At 66.8% G+C, this 15,605-nt stretch carries 18 protein-coding genes; 5 read left to right on the plus strand and 13 right to left on the minus strand.

Going from position 1 to position 15,605, the window contains the following annotated elements:
* Positions 1 to 67: 67 nt before the first annotated feature.
* Genes ABD683_RS04870 through mshA form a run of 4 tightly spaced genes read right to left on the minus strand, consistent with a single transcriptional unit; the run spans position 68 to position 3,256 of the window.
* Positions 68 to 811, minus strand: coding sequence for a phosphoglyceromutase (locus ABD683_RS04870; RefSeq protein ID WP_344767830.1), 744 nt, complete (start codon positions 809 to 811; stop codon positions 68 to 70).
* 18 nt (positions 812 to 829) lie between these two features.
* On the minus strand, positions 830 to 1,495 hold the full coding sequence (locus ABD683_RS04875) for a DsbA family oxidoreductase (RefSeq protein ID WP_344767832.1): 666 nt from the start codon (positions 1,493 to 1,495) through the stop codon (positions 830 to 832).
* 34 nt (positions 1,496 to 1,529) lie between these two features.
* Positions 1,530 to 2,006, minus strand: coding sequence for a type III secretion system chaperone family protein (locus ABD683_RS04880; RefSeq protein WP_344767834.1), 477 nt, complete (start codon positions 2,004 to 2,006; stop codon positions 1,530 to 1,532).
* A complete protein-coding gene (mshA, locus tag ABD683_RS04885; protein ID WP_344767836.1) occupies positions 2,003 to 3,256 on the minus strand; it encodes a D-inositol-3-phosphate glycosyltransferase in 1,254 nt (417 codons plus the stop codon). Before mshA ends, ABD683_RS04880 begins: the two co-directional genes overlap by 4 nt.
* Positions 3,257 to 3,333: 77 nt before the next feature.
* Here mshA and ABD683_RS04890 point away from each other — a divergent pair, with 77 nt between their 5' ends.
* Positions 3,334 to 4,068 carry an SDR family NAD(P)-dependent oxidoreductase gene (locus tag ABD683_RS04890; RefSeq protein WP_344767838.1) on the plus strand — a complete coding sequence of 245 codons (735 nt, stop codon included), beginning with the start codon at positions 3,334 to 3,336 and terminating at the stop codon, positions 4,066 to 4,068.
* Between the two features lie 52 nt (positions 4,069 to 4,120).
* Here ABD683_RS04890 and ABD683_RS04895 read toward each other — a convergent pair whose 3' ends face one another.
* Positions 4,121 to 5,746, minus strand: a complete 1,626-nt coding sequence (locus ABD683_RS04895; RefSeq protein WP_344767840.1) for a DHA2 family efflux MFS transporter permease subunit — start codon at positions 5,744 to 5,746, stop codon at positions 4,121 to 4,123.
* Positions 5,743 to 6,207 carry a MarR family winged helix-turn-helix transcriptional regulator gene (locus tag ABD683_RS04900; RefSeq protein WP_344767842.1) on the minus strand — a complete coding sequence of 155 codons (465 nt, stop codon included), beginning with the start codon at positions 6,205 to 6,207 and terminating at the stop codon, positions 5,743 to 5,745. The genes ABD683_RS04895 and ABD683_RS04900 overlap by 4 nt, the downstream gene beginning before the upstream one ends.
* 239 nt (positions 6,208 to 6,446) lie before the next feature.
* On the opposite strand from ABD683_RS04900, the gene typA reads away from it, so the two are divergent.
* A complete protein-coding gene (gene typA / locus ABD683_RS04905; protein ID WP_344767843.1) occupies positions 6,447 to 8,315 on the plus strand; it encodes a translational GTPase TypA in 1,869 nt (622 codons plus the stop codon).
* Between the two features lie 82 nt (positions 8,316 to 8,397).
* Here the strand turns inward: typA and ABD683_RS04910 are convergent, their stop codons facing one another.
* The 4 genes from ABD683_RS04910 to ABD683_RS04925 form a co-directional block, all read right to left on the minus strand.
* Positions 8,398 to 9,189 carry a hypothetical protein gene (locus ABD683_RS04910; protein WP_344767845.1) on the minus strand — a complete coding sequence of 264 codons (792 nt, stop codon included), beginning with the start codon at positions 9,187 to 9,189 and terminating at the stop codon, positions 8,398 to 8,400.
* 372 nt (positions 9,190 to 9,561) lie between these two features.
* Positions 9,562 to 10,185, minus strand: coding sequence for an alpha-ketoglutarate-dependent dioxygenase AlkB (locus ABD683_RS04915; RefSeq protein WP_344767847.1), 624 nt, complete (start codon positions 10,183 to 10,185; stop codon positions 9,562 to 9,564).
* A gap of 40 nt (positions 10,186 to 10,225) precedes the next feature.
* Positions 10,226 to 11,800, minus strand: coding sequence for an ABC transporter permease (locus ABD683_RS04920; protein WP_344767849.1), 1,575 nt, complete (start codon positions 11,798 to 11,800; stop codon positions 10,226 to 10,228).
* A gap of 136 nt (positions 11,801 to 11,936) precedes the next feature.
* The gene (locus ABD683_RS04925; RefSeq protein ID WP_344767850.1) at positions 11,937 to 12,851 is read right to left on the minus strand and encodes an ABC transporter ATP-binding protein; all 915 of its coding nucleotides are present in this window, start codon (positions 12,849 to 12,851) and stop codon (positions 11,937 to 11,939) included.
* Between the two features lie 73 nt (positions 12,852 to 12,924).
* On the opposite strand from ABD683_RS04925, the gene ABD683_RS04930 reads away from it, so the two are divergent.
* Both ABD683_RS04930 and ABD683_RS04935 read left to right on the plus strand, forming a co-directional pair.
* Positions 12,925 to 13,383, plus strand: coding sequence for a GbsR/MarR family transcriptional regulator (locus ABD683_RS04930; RefSeq protein ID WP_344767852.1), 459 nt, complete (start codon positions 12,925 to 12,927; stop codon positions 13,381 to 13,383).
* The gene (locus ABD683_RS04935) at positions 13,380 to 13,691 is read left to right on the plus strand and encodes a hypothetical protein (protein WP_344767854.1); all 312 of its coding nucleotides are present in this window, start codon (positions 13,380 to 13,382) and stop codon (positions 13,689 to 13,691) included. Before ABD683_RS04930 ends, ABD683_RS04935 begins: the two co-directional genes overlap by 4 nt.
* On the opposite strand, the gene ABD683_RS04940 is transcribed toward ABD683_RS04935, so the two are convergent.
* From ABD683_RS04940 to ABD683_RS04950, 3 genes are all read right to left on the minus strand, one after another.
* A complete protein-coding gene (locus ABD683_RS04940) occupies positions 13,664 to 13,942 on the minus strand; it encodes a DUF2516 family protein (RefSeq protein WP_344767856.1) in 279 nt (92 codons plus the stop codon). The genes ABD683_RS04935 and ABD683_RS04940 overlap by 28 nt on opposite strands.
* Positions 13,943 to 14,027: 85 nt before the next feature.
* Positions 14,028 to 14,447: a hypothetical protein gene (locus ABD683_RS04945; RefSeq protein WP_344767858.1), complete on the minus strand. Its 420-nt coding sequence runs from the start codon at positions 14,445 to 14,447 to the stop codon at positions 14,028 to 14,030.
* Positions 14,444 to 14,839 carry a helix-turn-helix domain-containing protein gene (locus ABD683_RS04950; RefSeq protein ID WP_344767860.1) on the minus strand — a complete coding sequence of 132 codons (396 nt, stop codon included), beginning with the start codon at positions 14,837 to 14,839 and terminating at the stop codon, positions 14,444 to 14,446. Before ABD683_RS04950 ends, ABD683_RS04945 begins: the two co-directional genes overlap by 4 nt.
* Positions 14,840 to 15,061: 222 nt before the next feature.
* On the opposite strand from ABD683_RS04950, the gene ABD683_RS04955 reads away from it, so the two are divergent.
* Complete coding sequence (locus tag ABD683_RS04955) at positions 15,062 to 15,574, plus strand: hypothetical protein (protein ID WP_344767862.1); 513 nt, start codon at positions 15,062 to 15,064, stop codon at positions 15,572 to 15,574.
* Positions 15,575 to 15,605 lie beyond the last annotated feature (31 nt).

A 15,605-nucleotide genomic window follows, 5' to 3' on the forward strand; every position in this document is an offset into this window, starting at 1 on the left:
CGCGATTTGTGGCCTTACAGGCGTCATGCGGGGCGCAAAGCGCCCAGAAGGTCACAAATCGCGGGGTTCAGCGGCCTTGGTTGGCGACCGCGGCGATGGCTTCCTCGGCGGCCTGGGGGTCGAGGTACGTGCCGCCCTTGACGGTCGGCCTGAGGTCGTCGTCGAGCTCGTAGACGAGCGGGATGCCGGTCGGGATGTTGAGGCTGACGACGGCTTCCTCACCGAGCCCGTCGAGGTGCTTGACGAGGGCGCGCAGCGAGTTGCCGTGCGCCGTGACGAGCACGACCTTGCCGGCGATCAGGTCAGGGACGATCGAGTCGTACCAGTAGGGCAGCATTCTGGTCAGCACCTGCGCCAGTGCCTCCGTACGGGGCAGCAGCTCGTCGGGAAGCTCTGAATAGCGCGCATCCGACGCCTGGCTGAACTCGTCGTCGTCGGGCATCGGCGGCGGCGGGGTGTCGTACGAACGCCGCCATTCCATGAACTGGTCCTCGCCGAACTCCTCGAGCGTGGCCTTCTTGTCCTTGCCCTGCAGCGCTCCGTAGTGACGCTCGTTGAGCCGCCACGAACGACGTACGGGGATCCAGTGCCGGTCGATGCCGTTGAGTACGATCTCAGAGGTACGGATCGCGCGACGCAGCAGCGAGGTGTGCGAGACGTCGGGGTTGAGTCCGGCCTCGGCGAGGAGCTCGGCACCGCGAGCGGCCTCGGCGAGCCCCTGCTCGTTGAGGTCGACATCGACCCAGCCGGTGAAGAGGTTCTTGGCGTTCCACTCGCTGTGCCCGTGACGCAGCAGGATCAGTGTGCTCATGCGTTGGAGCCTAGCGATTCACCCGACGTCGGACTCATCGCCCTTCCACTCCTGATAGATCCGGCTGAGCGCCTGCACGTAGTCGTTCTGCGAGTGCACGCCTTCGAGCTTCCAGGTGTTCTCGACCACGACGTACGGAAGCTGCTCGATGCCCAGGCCCTTGCCGGTCTCGGTCTGCATGTGGACCTCGTCGGCGTACTCGGTGCTGGCGAGCAACGCCTCGGCCGTCTCGAGATCGAGGCCCACCAGCGCGGCACGGGTGGCAAGGACGAACGGGTCGCCGATGTCGGCACCCTCGAGGAAGTGCGCGCGCCAGAGCTGATGGGCGAGGTCGCGCTGCGTGCCGGGACCGTCCTCGTCTGCCCAGGTCAGCAGTCGCCACGCATCGAACGAGTTGGCCTGGATCGCCTCGTCGAAGTTGAGGTCGATGCCGGTGATGCGGGCGCCGGCCATGACCTGCACGTTGACGAGCTCCGCCTGGTCGTGTCCACCGAGCCGCTCGGCGAGTGCCTCCATCAGCGGGCGACCAGTGGTCGGCTCGTCGGGCTCGAGCTGGAACGCGCGAAGGGTCAGCTCCATGGGCTCACCGGTGAGGATCGACACCATCGCCGCAGCGCGCTCGAAGCGTGTCGACCCGACGTACGACCACGGATCGGTGATGTCCGCGAAGATCTGGACCTTCATGTTCACCCACGCTACGTGACGGCTGGTGGCACGCTCAGGGCCTGAGGTGCTTGAACGCCTCGAGGTTGCGGGTGGACTCACCCCGCGACTCGCGCCACTCCCACTCCTTGCGGATCGACGACGCGAAGCCGAGCTCGAGGATCGTGTTGAACGACTCGTCGGCGTACGTCAGGACGGCGCCGAGCACCCGGTCGAGCTCCTCGGGAGTGATCGCCGACAGCGGCAACCGCCCGTCGAGGTAGATGTCGCCGGCGGCGTCGACCGCGAACGCCACGGCGTACATCTTGAGGTTGCGCTCCAGCAGCCAGCGATAGACCGCCTGATGGTTCTCGTCGGGCTTGCGGCACACGAACGCATGGATGCCCAGAGCATGTCCACCGATCTCGAGGCGGCAGGTGGTCTGGAGCTTGCGCTCTCCCGGCAGGGTGATCTCGAAGACGCCGGGGCTGTGCTCGACATACGCGAGCTCGGACGCCGTGAGCGTCTCGATGATCGTGTCGCGTGCCGTCATACGGGCGACTTCGCGTGCGCCGCGACGGCGGCTTCGTAGACCTGGAGCGTGCGCTCGGCGGTGACGTCCCAGCCGAACGACTCGGCGTGTCGTACGGCCTTGTGGCTCATCCCTTCGCGGAGCCCCGCGTCGACGAGCAGGGGGTGCAGCGCCGAGGCGTAGTCGGCGGGATCGTGTCCGTCGACGAGCACTCCGGAGACCCCGTCGGACACGGCGGTCGGCAGCCCGCCGACGCGTGCGGCGACCACCGGCGTGCCGCAGGCCTGGGCCTCGATCGCGACCAGCCCGAACGACTCGTTGTAGGACGGCACGCACACGACGCTGGCGGCGGAGTACCAGTCGGCGAGCTCGGCCTGGCTCACGGTGGGCACGAACCGTACGACATCATCGAGGCCCAGCGCGGCGCTGAGGTCGGACAAGGCGGTTGGATGCTCGAGGCCGCTGCCCGAGGCGCCGCCGACGATCGCGACGACCAGGCGCCCACGCAATGCCGGGTCGCGCTCGAGCATCACCGAGGCGGCCTTGAGCACGATGTCGGGAGCCTTGAGGGGCTGGATGCGGCCGGCGAACAGCACCAGCGCGGCGTCATCGGGCACGCCGAGCAGCGTGCGGGTCTCGGACTGGCGGCCGGACCTGAACACCTCGAGGTCGACACCGGGGTGGACCACGGCGACGCGATCGGGATCGGCGTCGTAGAGGTCAATCAGCTCGCGGCGTTCTTCGGACGTGTTGGCGATCAGCTGGTCGGCGAGGCGGACGATCTCCTCCTCGCCGTAGACGCGGCCGATCGGCTCGGGTGAGTCGCCCTCGGCGAGCTGCGCGTTCTTGACCTTCGCCATGGTGTGCATCGTGTGGACCAGCGGCACGCCCCAGCGCTCACGGGCGACGGTGCCGACCTGACCCGACAGCCAGTAGTGCGAGTGCACGAGATCGAAGTGGCCCGGTTCGCGCTCGACCTCGGCGCGCAGCACGTCGCGTACGAAGGAGCACAGCTGCGACGGGAGGTCGTTCTTCTCCAGGCCCTCGAACGGGCCGGCGGCGACGTGGTGCACGCGGATGCCCGGCTCTGGATCCTCGACGGGCTGCTGGTGGCGCGAGGTGGCGCGGGTGAAGATCTCGACCTCGACACCACGGGAGGCCAGCTGACGAGAGAGCTCGAGCACGTACACGTTCATGCCGCCCGCGTCGCCGTCACCCGGCTGATCGAGCGGGGATGTGTGTGCCGACAGCATCGCGATGCGCTTGAGCATGAACACCCGCCTTCCTCGTCAATCATGTCAGTTCAGGCCAACGCGGTCGTGACGTGGCCATCTGCCACGATGGCGGTATGAGATCTGCCGTCGTCACCGGAGCCAGCAGCGGCATCGGTGCTGCCACCGCCCGAGCCCTCGCCGCGGCCGGCTATCACGTCATCTGCGCCGCCCGCAGGATCGATCGGCTCAACGAACTCGCCCGCGAGATCAACGGCACAGCGATCGAGTGTGACATCACCGACGAGTCGCAGGTCGCCAACCTCGCGTCCCAGGTCGGCGACAGCCTCAACGTGCTCGTCAACAACGCGGGTGGAGCGCTCGGCGCAGACCCGGTGATCGAGGGTGACCCCGACCAGTGGCGGCGGATGTACGACATCAACGTCATCGGCACGATGCAGGTGACCAAGGCGCTGGCACCGGCACTGATCGCCAGCGGTGCCGGGACCATCATCAACATCGGCTCGACCGCCGGGCGCTGGGCGTACGAAGGTGGTGGCGGCTACACGGCCGTCAAGCACGCCGTCGCCGTACTCACCGAGACGCTGCGGCTCGAGCTCAACGGTCAGCCCGTACGCGTCTCCGAGATCGCTCCGGGCATGGTGCACACCGAGGAGTTCTCCCTCGTACGCCTCGGCGACCAGGCCAAGGCCGACGCGGTCTACGCCGGCGTCGCCGAGCCGCTGCTCGCCGAGGACATCGCCGACGCCGTGCAGTGGGTCGCGACCCGCCCTCAACACGTCAATGTCGACCTGATGATCGTCAAGCCGATCGCCCAGGCGGCGGCGCACAAGGTGCATCGCGAGAGCTGACGTACGAAAGGCCCCACCGGCGAACCGGTGAGGCCTCTCGACGTGTCGTGCGTCAGTGCATGACGACCGGAACGCTGTCGGCAGCATCGCCGCCGTCCTCGCCATCCAACAGGTGTGCGACTTCACGCTTGCGCGGGAGGAGGAACACCGGGATCAGCGTGATGAAGAGCGCGGCGAATGCGACCCAGTAGGACGTCTGGAACGAGTCCGCGAGGTCCTGGAATCCCTGCTGGAGCACGGATCCACCCGCGTTGAGCGTGTCGACGAGCTTCATGCCCTGGTCGGTGTGCGAACCGGCGGCGAGCTGCGCCGCAGTGAGTCCACCGTCGATGCCCGGAATCTTCTCCGAGCCGGCGAGCACGTCACCGCTCTTCATGGCGTTGGTCAGCACGACGGAGATCGTCGCGATGCCGGTCGCACTGGCGACCTGCTGCGTCACGTTGAGCAGCGTCGACCCGCGCGCCACATCGGCGGCCTGCAGCGTCTTGAGCGCCGACGTGAACAGCGGCATCATCGTCGCGCCCATGCCCAGGCCCGTGACGAACAGCCACGCCATGATCTGGATGTTGGACGTGCCCGGATCGGTGCTGTTGGCCAGGCCGAACAGGCCGACCAGGATGCCGAGGAAGCCGAACGGCACGATGCGCCCGACCGGGATCTTGTCGGTGAGCGATCCCGCGATCGGCATCGTCAGCATGGCGCCGATGCCCTGCGGGGCGATCAGCAGACCTGCACGCTTGACCGAGTCGCCGTCGACCTGCTGGAAGTAGGTCGGGACAAGCAGCAGTGCGCCGAAGAACGCCGAGGCGAACAGGAACATCGTGATGATCGAGATCGTCAGGTTGCGGTTCTTGAACAGTCGCAGGTCGAGCAACGGGTGCTTGGGCTTGAACGACCAGAACGCGAACGCCGCGATCAGGGCGATGCCGATGATCATCGGGACGAGGACCTTGGTGGCGGCGACCGTGCCTTCACCGGGGATGGACGACACGCCGTACAGCAGCGAGGCGAGGCCCGGCGAGAGCATGATCATGCCGACCCAGTCGAGCGACTCGCTCGGCTCCGGGTTGTCCTTGGGCAGGACGTTCCACGCGTAGACCAGACCGATCAGGCCGATCGGCAGGTTGATGAGGAACACCCAGTGCCACGAAGCAGCGTCGATCAGGACGCCGCCGAGGATCGGGCCCATGATCGGGCCGAGCAGCATCGGCACGCCGAGGATCGCCATCAGGCGGCCCATGCGGTGCGGGCCGGCCGCCTTGGTCATGATCGTCATGCCCAGCGGCATCAGCATGCCGCCGCCGAGACCCTGCAGAACGCGGAAGCCGATGAGGGCCTCGATGTTCCACGCGGTCGCGCACAACAGCGAGCCGATCGTGAAGAGGGCGATCGCCGTGAGGTAGAGGCGCTTCGTGCCGAACCGATCAGCCGCCCAGCCGGTCAGCGGGATGACTGCGGCGAGCGCCAGCATGTAGGCCGTCGCGGTCCACGCGACGGTCGAGTAGGCGAGGGGCTCTCCGTTGCCGGACAGCTCGGTCTGGAACGTCGGCAGTGCGACGTTGACGACCGTCACGTCGAGGATCGACATGATGGCACCGATCACGACGACACCCGCGATCTTGAGGAGCTCTGGGGTGATCTTGTCGTCGTCGGGAATTGCTTCGACTGGGGACGTCATTCAGGGATCTCCTGGTTGTCAGGTCGCAGGGGGTCACCCGCGAGGATGGGTTGAAGCGCCTGCTGAAGCCGGTCGGCCTCGTCGGGCGTGAGTCGAGACACCATCGTGCTGAGTGCGGTGCGTCGTGCCTCGAGATGTTGGTCGGCGACGTCGTGGCCGGCCTTGGTGATCGTGACCAGCTTGACCCGGCGGTCACTCTCGTCCTCGCGCCGTTCGACGAGGCCCATCCGTACGAGCTGGTCGATGTTGCGACCGGTCGCCGCGACCGACAGCCGGATCTGCTCGGCGATCGCGTGGATGGGGAGCGGCCCGCTCGCCTGGGCCAGGACGAACACCGTCTTGGCCTGACTGATCGAGAGCTCGAGCTCGACGATCCGGTCGATGCCCTGCGCCTCGGCGCCGCTCATGCAGCGCATGAGGAACTGCTGGAGCACCTCTTGGAGCTTGGCGTGCTTGGTCACCCAAAAATAGTAGCAGATGCGCAACTATTGCAGAAACGGCACTGTTGTTAACACGCAATGAACAGTGGGTTACGCGCCTCGCGGCGCGGCGCCTTCGGCACGGGACGTTCAGCCGGCGCCGACGCTCTCTCGCAGAGCTCGTTCGGCCTCCGCGGATTCGTCAGTCCGGGTGACTCACCCGTAGAATGACAAGGCTCAATCTCGTTTGAGCATTCCCCACGCCAAGGACAATTTTTCGCATGCCCATTCGCTCCGACCTGCGCAACGTCGCAATCGTCGCCCACGTCGACCACGGCAAGACGACTCTCGTCGACGCCATGCTCCAGCAGCAGGGTCATTTCGACGAGCACCACCAGCTCGCCGAGCGTGCCATGGACTCCGGCGACCTCGAGCGCGAGAAGGGCATCACGATCCTCGCCAAGAACACCGCGGTTCGCTACAACGGTCCCGGATCGCCCGACGGCGGCGTCACGATCAACATCATCGACACCCCCGGCCACGCCGACTTCGGTGGCGAGGTCGAGCGCGGACTGTCCATGGTCGACGCCGTCATCCTGCTGGTCGACGCCTCCGAGGGCCCGCTCCCCCAGACCCGCTTCGTGCTCCGCAAGGCACTCGCCGCCCACATGCCGGTCGTCCTGGTCGTCAACAAGGTCGACCGTCCCGACTCCCGCATCGCCGAGGTCGTCGACGAGACGTACGAGCTCTTCCTCGACCTGCTCGAGGACGGTGCAAGCGAGGACGCCCTCGACTTCCCCGTCGTCTACGCCTCCGCCCGCGCCGGCCGCGCCTCGCTGACGCAGCCCGAAGACGGCGGCATGCCCGACAGCGACAACCTCATCCCGCTGTTCCAGACGATCATGGACGCCGTTCCGGCCCCCGAATACACCGAGGGCGCGCCGCTCCAGGCGCACGTCACCAACCTCGACGCCTCCCCGTTCCTCGGCCGCCTCGCGCTGGTCCGCGTCTTCGAGGGCACCCTCAAGAAGGGCAGCCAGGTCGCATGGATGAAGCACGACGGCACGACCGAGAAGGTCAAGATCACCGAGCTGCTCGTCACCAAGGAGCTCGAGCGCGTACCCGGTGAGAGCGCAGGCCCCGGCGACATCGTCGCCATCGCCGGCATCCCCGACATCACGATCGGTGAGACACTCGCCGATCCCGACAACCCCGTCGCGCTGCCGCTCATCACGGTCGACCAGCCCGCCATCTCGATGACGATCGGCACCAACACGTCGCCGCTCGCCGGTCGCGAGAAGGGCACCAAGGTCACCGCTCGCCTGGTCAAGGACCGACTCGACCGCGAGCTCATCGGCAACGTGTCGCTCAAGGTGCTCGACACCGAGCGCCCCGACGCCTGGGAGGTCCAGGGCCGCGGCGAGCTCGCCCTGGCGATCCTGGTCGAGCAGATGCGTCGCGAGGGCTACGAGCTCACAGTCGGCAAGCCACAGGTCGTGACCCGCGAGGTCGACGGCAAGATCCACGAGCCCATGGAGCGCCTGACGATCGACGCCCCCGAGGAGTACCTCGGCGCGATCACCCAGCTGCTCGCCGTCCGCAAGGGCCGCATGGAGCAGATGATCAACCACGGCACCGGCTGGGTCCGCATGGAGTTCATCGTTCCGGCACGCGGCCTGATCGGATTCCGTACCGAGTTCCTCACCGACACCCGTGGCACCGGCATCGCCCACCAGACGTTCGAGAAGTACGAGCCGTGGGCCGGCGAGATCTCGACCCGCCCGTCGGGCTCGCTCGTCTCGGACCGTGCAGGTGCAGCGACGTCGTACGCGATGACCAACATCCAGGAGCGCGGCACGCTGTTCATCGAGCCCGCGACCGAGGTCTACGAGGGCATGATCGTCGGCGAGAACTCTCGCTCCGACGACATGGACATCAACATCGTCCGCGAGAAGAAGCAGACCAACGTCCGCTCCAATGCCGACGAGTTCGAGAAGCTCGTACCGCCGCGCAAGCTGTCGCTCGAGCAGTCGCTGGAGTTCTGCCGCGAGGACGAGTGCGTCGAGGTGACCCCGGCGAGCGTACGTATCCGCAAGATCATCCTCGACGCCACCGAGCGCGACCGCGCCAACCGTCGCGCCAAGAAGTAACCCAGGAGCGGTGACCTAGCGTCCACCGCTTTCAAGTGGCGGTGACCTTGCGTCCACACCGGACCGACAGATGGACGCTGAGTCACCGCTTCACGGACCGAACTGTGATCGTGCCGAACAAGTCGTTCCATCGCCGGCCGAACACAGGATGCGGTCCGTCGTAGCCCCGTTCGCGGAGCTTGCGATGAATCAACGTGGCAAGCGCTCGGGGCTGACCAAGCATCTCGTTGGTGACCTGGACATACTCGACGCCCGCTTCACGGAAGCGCGCGTATCGCGCGATGTCGATGCGGAACTGCTCGGAAGACTCCGCATGCTGACGCCCCTCGTACTCGACGGCGAGCCTCCAAGCGCGATACAGCAAGTCGACGCATCCCAGCCGCTCGTCGCTCTCGAAAATGTCCGCATTCACTTCTGGTGACGGCAACCCGGCGAACACGAAAAGCGCGCGAACCTCAGACTCCTTGATCGATCGCGCGCCGCCATCGAGGTGCTGGAGGACCTGACGGGCCTGCGCAGCACCGGGCCTCCACCGCTGGTGCCGGATCAGTTCCGCGACCTCCAACACCGTCATGTGTCGGCGATGCAGCAGCCAGTCGCCGACCTTGATGGCATCGATCATCCGCATTGAGGCGCATACCTGGATGAAGGCCGAGGCGGGAGACACTCCTACCTCGTCACAAGGAGGCAGGACTTCAGTTCGGTGGAGAAACACCTGGTCCACGTCGAGATGAAGGTCTCCTGCAACGGTGAAATGAAACGGGCGCATGGGGCCGAAGTCGAGCCCCAGGGCCTGGATGCGGGTGATGTGGCTCAGCTGCGCACGCCCCGGCATCGCGAGAGACGCGGCTCTGATCCAGTCGAGCTGACTCATCCTGTGGTCCGCACTCACCCAAACCCGTGGCAATATCCGGCGAAACCGGCTACCCCTCAACACCTTCTCGGAGATCCCGACAGCTCGAGCATCGGCTGGCAAGAAGGGGCCAGATCGCAGTGAGTCGGGGATCGGCAGTGGCGAAGGCATCCGCCAACGGTCCCCGAATCCACGACCATGCGGGCCCTCCCGGCAACAGCCTGTGGACGCATAGCCACCGCAACACCACTGTGCGCCGGAAGCGGTGGCTTTGCGTCCACCTGAACGACGACTCTGGACGCTGAGTCACCGCTCACCGAGTGAGGTGGACGCTGAGTCACCGCTCACTCGCTCGATGAGCTCCCCGCGTACGTCAGGTGCCAGGCTCACCGCTCAGAGGACGCCGCGGGGGCGGAACTGCACGCTGATGCGGGGTCCGACGGGACGCGCGGTCTTGAGGATCGCGTGCTCCCACGTGCGCTGGCACGAACCACCCATCACCACGAGGTCACCATGACCGAGCGCGAAGCCGATCGCCTCGCCGCCACCGCGCGGGCGCAGGGACAGCCGACGGGCGGCGCCGAGCGAGACGATCGCCACCATGGTGTCCTCGCTGCGGCCGCGACCGATGCGATCGCCGTGCCATGCGACGCTGTCCTGGCCGTCGCGGTAGTAGCAGAGCCCCGCCGTCTCGAACCGCTCGCCGAGCTCGGCCTCGTAGTGGTCGCTCAGCTGGTCGCGCGCATCGGCCAGGAGCGGATCGGGGAGCGCATCGCCGCGACCGTAGGAGCAGACCAGCCGAGGCACGTCGACCACGGCGTCGTACATCTCGCGCTTCTCCGCGCGCCATGGCACATCGGACTGGAGCCGGAGGAACAGGTCGTCAGAACCACTGACCCAACCGGGCAGGACGTCGACCCACGCGCCGCGCGTGAGGACGGTACGGCGAGGTGCCAGCGTGCCGATCTCCGGCGTGACACCCGCATCGAGCAGGGAACCCTGGAAGTACGCCTCCATGACACCGAGCGTACGCCGATTCGAACGTATGTTCTAGATCTCAGTGGACATCACGCCGTCGGAACAGCAGCTGCCCCGCTGCGCTGGTCGCCGCCGCCAACGCGCCGATCACCACGACGGGGGTCCATCGCGCATCCTCGGCCGGCGTCAGCGCCAGGTGGTCGAACGGCGACACTGCCGTGATCCAGTCAGGGAGCTGGAGCACCGCGCCGAACATCAGGACGATGAAGCAGAACCCGAGTGCCGCCCACGCGAACGGGGCCAGACGCGAAGAGATCCCGTAGAGCAGGCGCGCCAGCCCGGCGAGCAGGAGCACCGGTGCGATGTATGGGACGGTGGCGACGAAGTACGTACGGACGGCCCCGCCATCACCCGTGACCAGGGCATAGCCGAGACCGAGGCCCAGCCCGCCGAGCAGTACGCCGCCCACCGCCGAGAGCACCGTCATGGTCACGTGACCCAGCAACCAGCGGCTACGCGGCAACGCGGTCGCGAGCAGCCCTTCGACCCGGCCGGCCTCATCCTCGGCACGCGGGCGCAGTGCCGAGGAGATCACCAGGCCGCAGGCGAGCAGCGCGATCATGCCGATGGCCGTCGCATAGAAGGACTCGGTGAGACTGGGCCCCGCACCTGCGCCGAACACGTCCTTGGAGAACTCGGAGTCGCCGATCAGGTCCTCGACGTCGTTGCCGATCGATCCGTAGCTGAGTCCCATCAGCAGCAGCCCCACGGCCCATCCGACGATGGTGCCGCGCTGCAGCCGCCAGGCGAGCCCGGTCGACGAGGTGAGCCCACGCCCGGCGCGTGCAGGACCGGGACGTGCCGCGAAGACGCCTGAGCCGACGTCACGCCGCCCGAAGATCCAGATCGCCGCCGCGATGGGTACGCCGGCCCCGATCACGAACAGGACGATCGGCCACCACTCCTCGCCGGCGAACGCGCGCATCCCCTGCGCCCAGCCGATCGGCGAGAGCCACGAGAGCGCGCCGTTGCCGACATCGCCGACGGCCCGTAGGACGTATGACACCCCGATGACGGCACCCGTGATGCCGTACATCGTGCGAACGCCTTCGGTCAGCTGGGCCGTGAGCAGGGCGACACCCGCGAACACGATGCCGCCGAGGGCCAGCGACGCACCGAGCGAGACGCACCCAGCCACATCGAGCCCCACCGTCAGCAGGCTCAGCGTCGTGAGTGCACCGAGCAGGACGTTGGCGCCGATCGCGACGATGGCGGCTGCGACCATCGGAGCGCTGCGATCGACCACTGCCGAGCGAATCAGCTCGTCGCGACCGGTCTCCTCCTCGGCGCGGGTGTGGCGACCGACGATGAACATGCTCATCAGCCCCGCCACGATGATCCCGAACGCGACAGACTGCCACGCCACCTGACCGCCCAGCGTGTTGAGCGCACGGTCCGGCCCCAGCATCGCGATGAACGCGGCATTGCCGCCGATGCTCTTGGCCGCCTTGTCGAGCTCGGCCTGGGTTGTATAGAGGCCGTCGGTGCTGACTGCCTGTGAGAAGTACAGGAGCATTCCGCCGAGGATCCACGCCGGCAGCATGATGCGATCACGGCGGAGATAGAGGCGGAGCAGCGTACGTACGCCCGTCATGCCGGCACCTCCGTGGGAAAAGCACGGTACGGACGCCCCGGCACGACAACGCCCGTGTTTCCCTCGCTGCGCTCGACAACGCCCGTGTTTCCCTCGCTGCGCTCGACAACGCCCGTGTTTCCCTCGCTGCGCTCGGTCATGCCGACTCGACCTCGTCGGCTGCTTCGATCTCGTCGCCGTAGTGACGCATGAACAGCTCCTCGAGCGTCGGCGGCTGGCTGGTCAGCGACTGGATGCCGAACTCGCCGAGCCTGGCCAGCGCGGCTCCGAGCTTGGGGGTGTCTACCTCGAACGCCGCCCGGTTGCCCTCGACCGAGACGTCGTGGACGCCCTCGAGCGCATCGAGACCCGTCGGCGGCCTGCTCATCTCGGCGGTGACCGACGTGCGCGTGAGGTGGCGCAGCTCCGACAGGGTGCCCGACTCCACGGTCCGGCCTGACCGGATGATGCTGACCCGGTCGCACAGCCGCTCGACCTCGGCAAGGATGTGGCTCGACAGGAGGACGGAGTGTCCCTCGTCCTTGAACTCGTCGACACAGTCGGTGAACACCGACTCCATGAGCGGGTCGAGGCCCGATGTCGGCTCATCGAGGATCAGCAGCTCGACGTCCGCGGCGAGCGCCGCGACCAGGGCGACCTTCTGCCGGTTGCCCTTGGAGTAGGTCCGCGCCTTCTTGGTCGGGTCCAGCTCGAACCGCTCGACCAACGTGTCGCGTCGTTGGACGTCGAGGCCTCCGCGGAGCCGGCCCATCAGGTCGATGACCTCTCCGCCGGAGAGGTTGGGCCACAGGTTCACGTCGCCAGGCACGTACGCCAGCCGTCGATGCAGCTCGGCAGCGTCGCTCCAGGGGTCCTTGCCGAACAGCGTCACGCTTCCCCGGGAAGCCCGCAGCAGGCCGAGCAGCACCCGGATCGTGGTCGACTTGCCGGCGCCGTTGGGCCCCAGGAAGCCGTGCACCTCTCCTTGCGCGACCGTCAGGTCGAGTCCGTCGAGGGCGGTGAACGAGCCGAACTTCTTGACCAGCCCGGAGATGTCGATGACGGGGTCCATGCCGCCGACGGTACTCCTTTTCACAGATTTGTGAAATCTCTGAACTGAATGAATTCTCCCGTACACTCGCGACATGGACGACGATGCGGTGGCGGCATTCATCGAGGGCTTCGCACTGAGCCTCACCGAGGCCGGGATGCAACGCATGGCATCGCGCATGTTCGGCGCGCTGCTCGTCGCCGACGACGGACGACTCACGGCCAAGGAAGTCGCCGACCAGCTCAAGGTGAGCCCGGCCGCCGTGAGCGGGGCCGTCAGCTACCTCACCCAGACCAAGCTGATCACCCGCGTACGGGAGCCCGGCGACCGCGTCGACCACTACAGCGTTGGCGAGCAGCCGTGGTTCGAGACGCTGATGGCGCGCACCGACAGCATCGAGAAGATGGTCGACTGGATGCGCAAGGGCTCTGCCGCCCTCCCCCAGGGCAGCCCGGCCCAGGTCAGGATGGACGAGACCAGGGAGTTCTTCGAGTACCTCCAGGCCGAGATGCCGCGCATCATCGATCGCTGGCGGGAGTCGAAGCACGCATGAATGCGTGGGACCAGCTGCTCGACCTGGTCGACCACCTTGCCGCGGACTCCGAGGTGCCGCTCGACGAGTCGGAGCGTACGTTCGCCGCACTCTGCACCGAGGCCGTGGCGCAAGGCTCGGTCGACAGCGAGCTCCACGTCGATGACACGGCGCGCTGGCTCCGGATGATGATCTCGGCCCACCGCGCCGAGCGTGCGGCACATCCGGAGATCGACTCCGACGTGGATGTCGCGGTGCTGCGGCTCATCGTCACCCGATGGCTGCACCCTCATCGCCTGGATCAGCGCGAGTCCGAGCCGCGCACCTGAGCAAGGTAGACGAAAGCGGCGACCGTGCCGAGCAGGCTGAGCAGTCCCAGGGGGTTGAAGCCGTCGACCACGTGACCCAGCACGGCCAGCACGAGGATGATCAGCCAGCTCCGCTTGGGGAGGGTCTCGATGTAGGTGAACTGTGCGACGGGCCGCCCGACGCAGTCGACCAACGCGAACGCCTTGGCCGCGAACAGCACGACGCCGATGATCAGGGACAGGCCGTTCTGGACCGCAAACAAGTCAGGCACGGGAGCAGGCTATCGGGCCGATCGGCAGACAGACACCAAAGACGGGCTCCCCCAAAGGGGAGCCCGTCTTTGGTGGAGGCGTGAATCAGGCCTTCTTGGCAGCCGTCTTCTTCGCCGGAGCCTTCTTGGCCGGAGCCTTCTTGGCCGGGGCCTTCTTGGCGGTCACCTTGGTGACGGTCGCCTTCGCGTCCTCGACGAGGTCCTCGGCGCGCTTGCTGGCGTCGTCAGCGAAGCCCTTGGCGGTCTTCGTGGCGTCGTCAGCGAAGCCCTTGGCGGACTTGGTCAGGTCGTCGACCTTGAGGCCCTTGGCCTTGTTGACGAGCTCTTCGCCCTTCTTGGCGAGGTCGGCGTAGGCGCTGGTGGCGGTGCCAACGGCGGTCTGCGCGAAGCCCTGGGCCTGCTTCTGGAGGTCAGCAACGTCAATCTTCTTGAGCGTCTCGGGCAGAGCCTTGACGTCCTCGACGATGGACTTGACCTGAGCGTTGATCGTGTCAGTGATGGTCATATCTTCTCCTGGTTTGCTTCGGTCACGGTGGTGACCAGTTGGGTGTCAGTGGCTTCATCGGTTCCGACAAAGGATCGGTAGATGTCGAGCAGTGCCGTCTTCTGGCGCTCGGTGAGACGGGTGTCGAGGGCGATGGCGTCCTCGACCATCCGTGCCCCGCTCTCATCGGCATCGAGGATGCCGGCGCGAACGTAGAGCGACTCAGCCGAAATACGCAGCGCCTTGGCAATTTGCTGCAGAACCTCTGCCGACGGTCGACGCAGACCTCGTTCGATCTGGCTGAGATAGGGATTGGAAACATCCGTCAGCTCGGCCAGCTGTCGAAGCGACATCTGTGCCTGACCCCGCTGCTCACGCAAGTAGTCGCCGAGTCCCTCGACGGTCTTCTGCATGCTCAACTTGGCCATGACTCAAGTGTGCTTGCAAAAGTTAGCAAATGCAAGCAGGGCGGCTTGCGACTTGGATCACATGGCCGCATCACCGCAGGTCAGCGAGCTGTCACTCCAGGAGCAACAAGATTTCTGGAAAAAGTTGTCAGGAGTTGTGGGGTCTGGTGCTCCTACCTACAAGCAACACCACAGACCAGCCGAAAGCACCTCACACCAGGAGTCATCATGAACCGCACGATCCGCAACCTCGTCATCGCCGTCCCGCTCGCCACGGTCGGCCTCACCATGGTCAACGTCGCGGCGGCAACCGCCGACCCGATCGACCCGAACTTCCCGATCGCCATCCCCGAGCAGCCCAAGGGACCCGGTGACATCGCGAACCCGACACCGCCCAAGCCCCCGAAGGGTCCGCAGGACCTGGCTGATGCCCCGAAGCCGACGAAGCCGGCCCCCAAGCCGCAGGCACAGCCCCAGGGCGGCAACGGTGGCACGCAAGCCGCGCCGACGGTCGACACCAAGAAGGCTGACAAGAAGGTCGTCAAGGTCGTCAGCGCCCATGGATCGGCCGACTCGATCGACCGCACCGACGCACTGTTCGCCGGCGGACCGGCCGAGACCGAGCTCACCGCCACCACCGACGACGGCGGACTCGACCTGACGTGGCTGCTCCTCGGTGGTGGCGTCGTCACCGCCTCGGGCATCGCGTTCGCCGCCCGCAAGCGCCAGCAGAACGCCTGATTCTCGGGGAGGGCCCCACACCGCACGGTGT

The sequence above is a fragment of the Aeromicrobium panaciterrae genome (assembly GCF_039537165.1).
GTDB classification, from domain to species: domain Bacteria; phylum Actinomycetota; class Actinomycetes; order Propionibacteriales; family Nocardioidaceae; genus Aeromicrobium; species Aeromicrobium panaciterrae.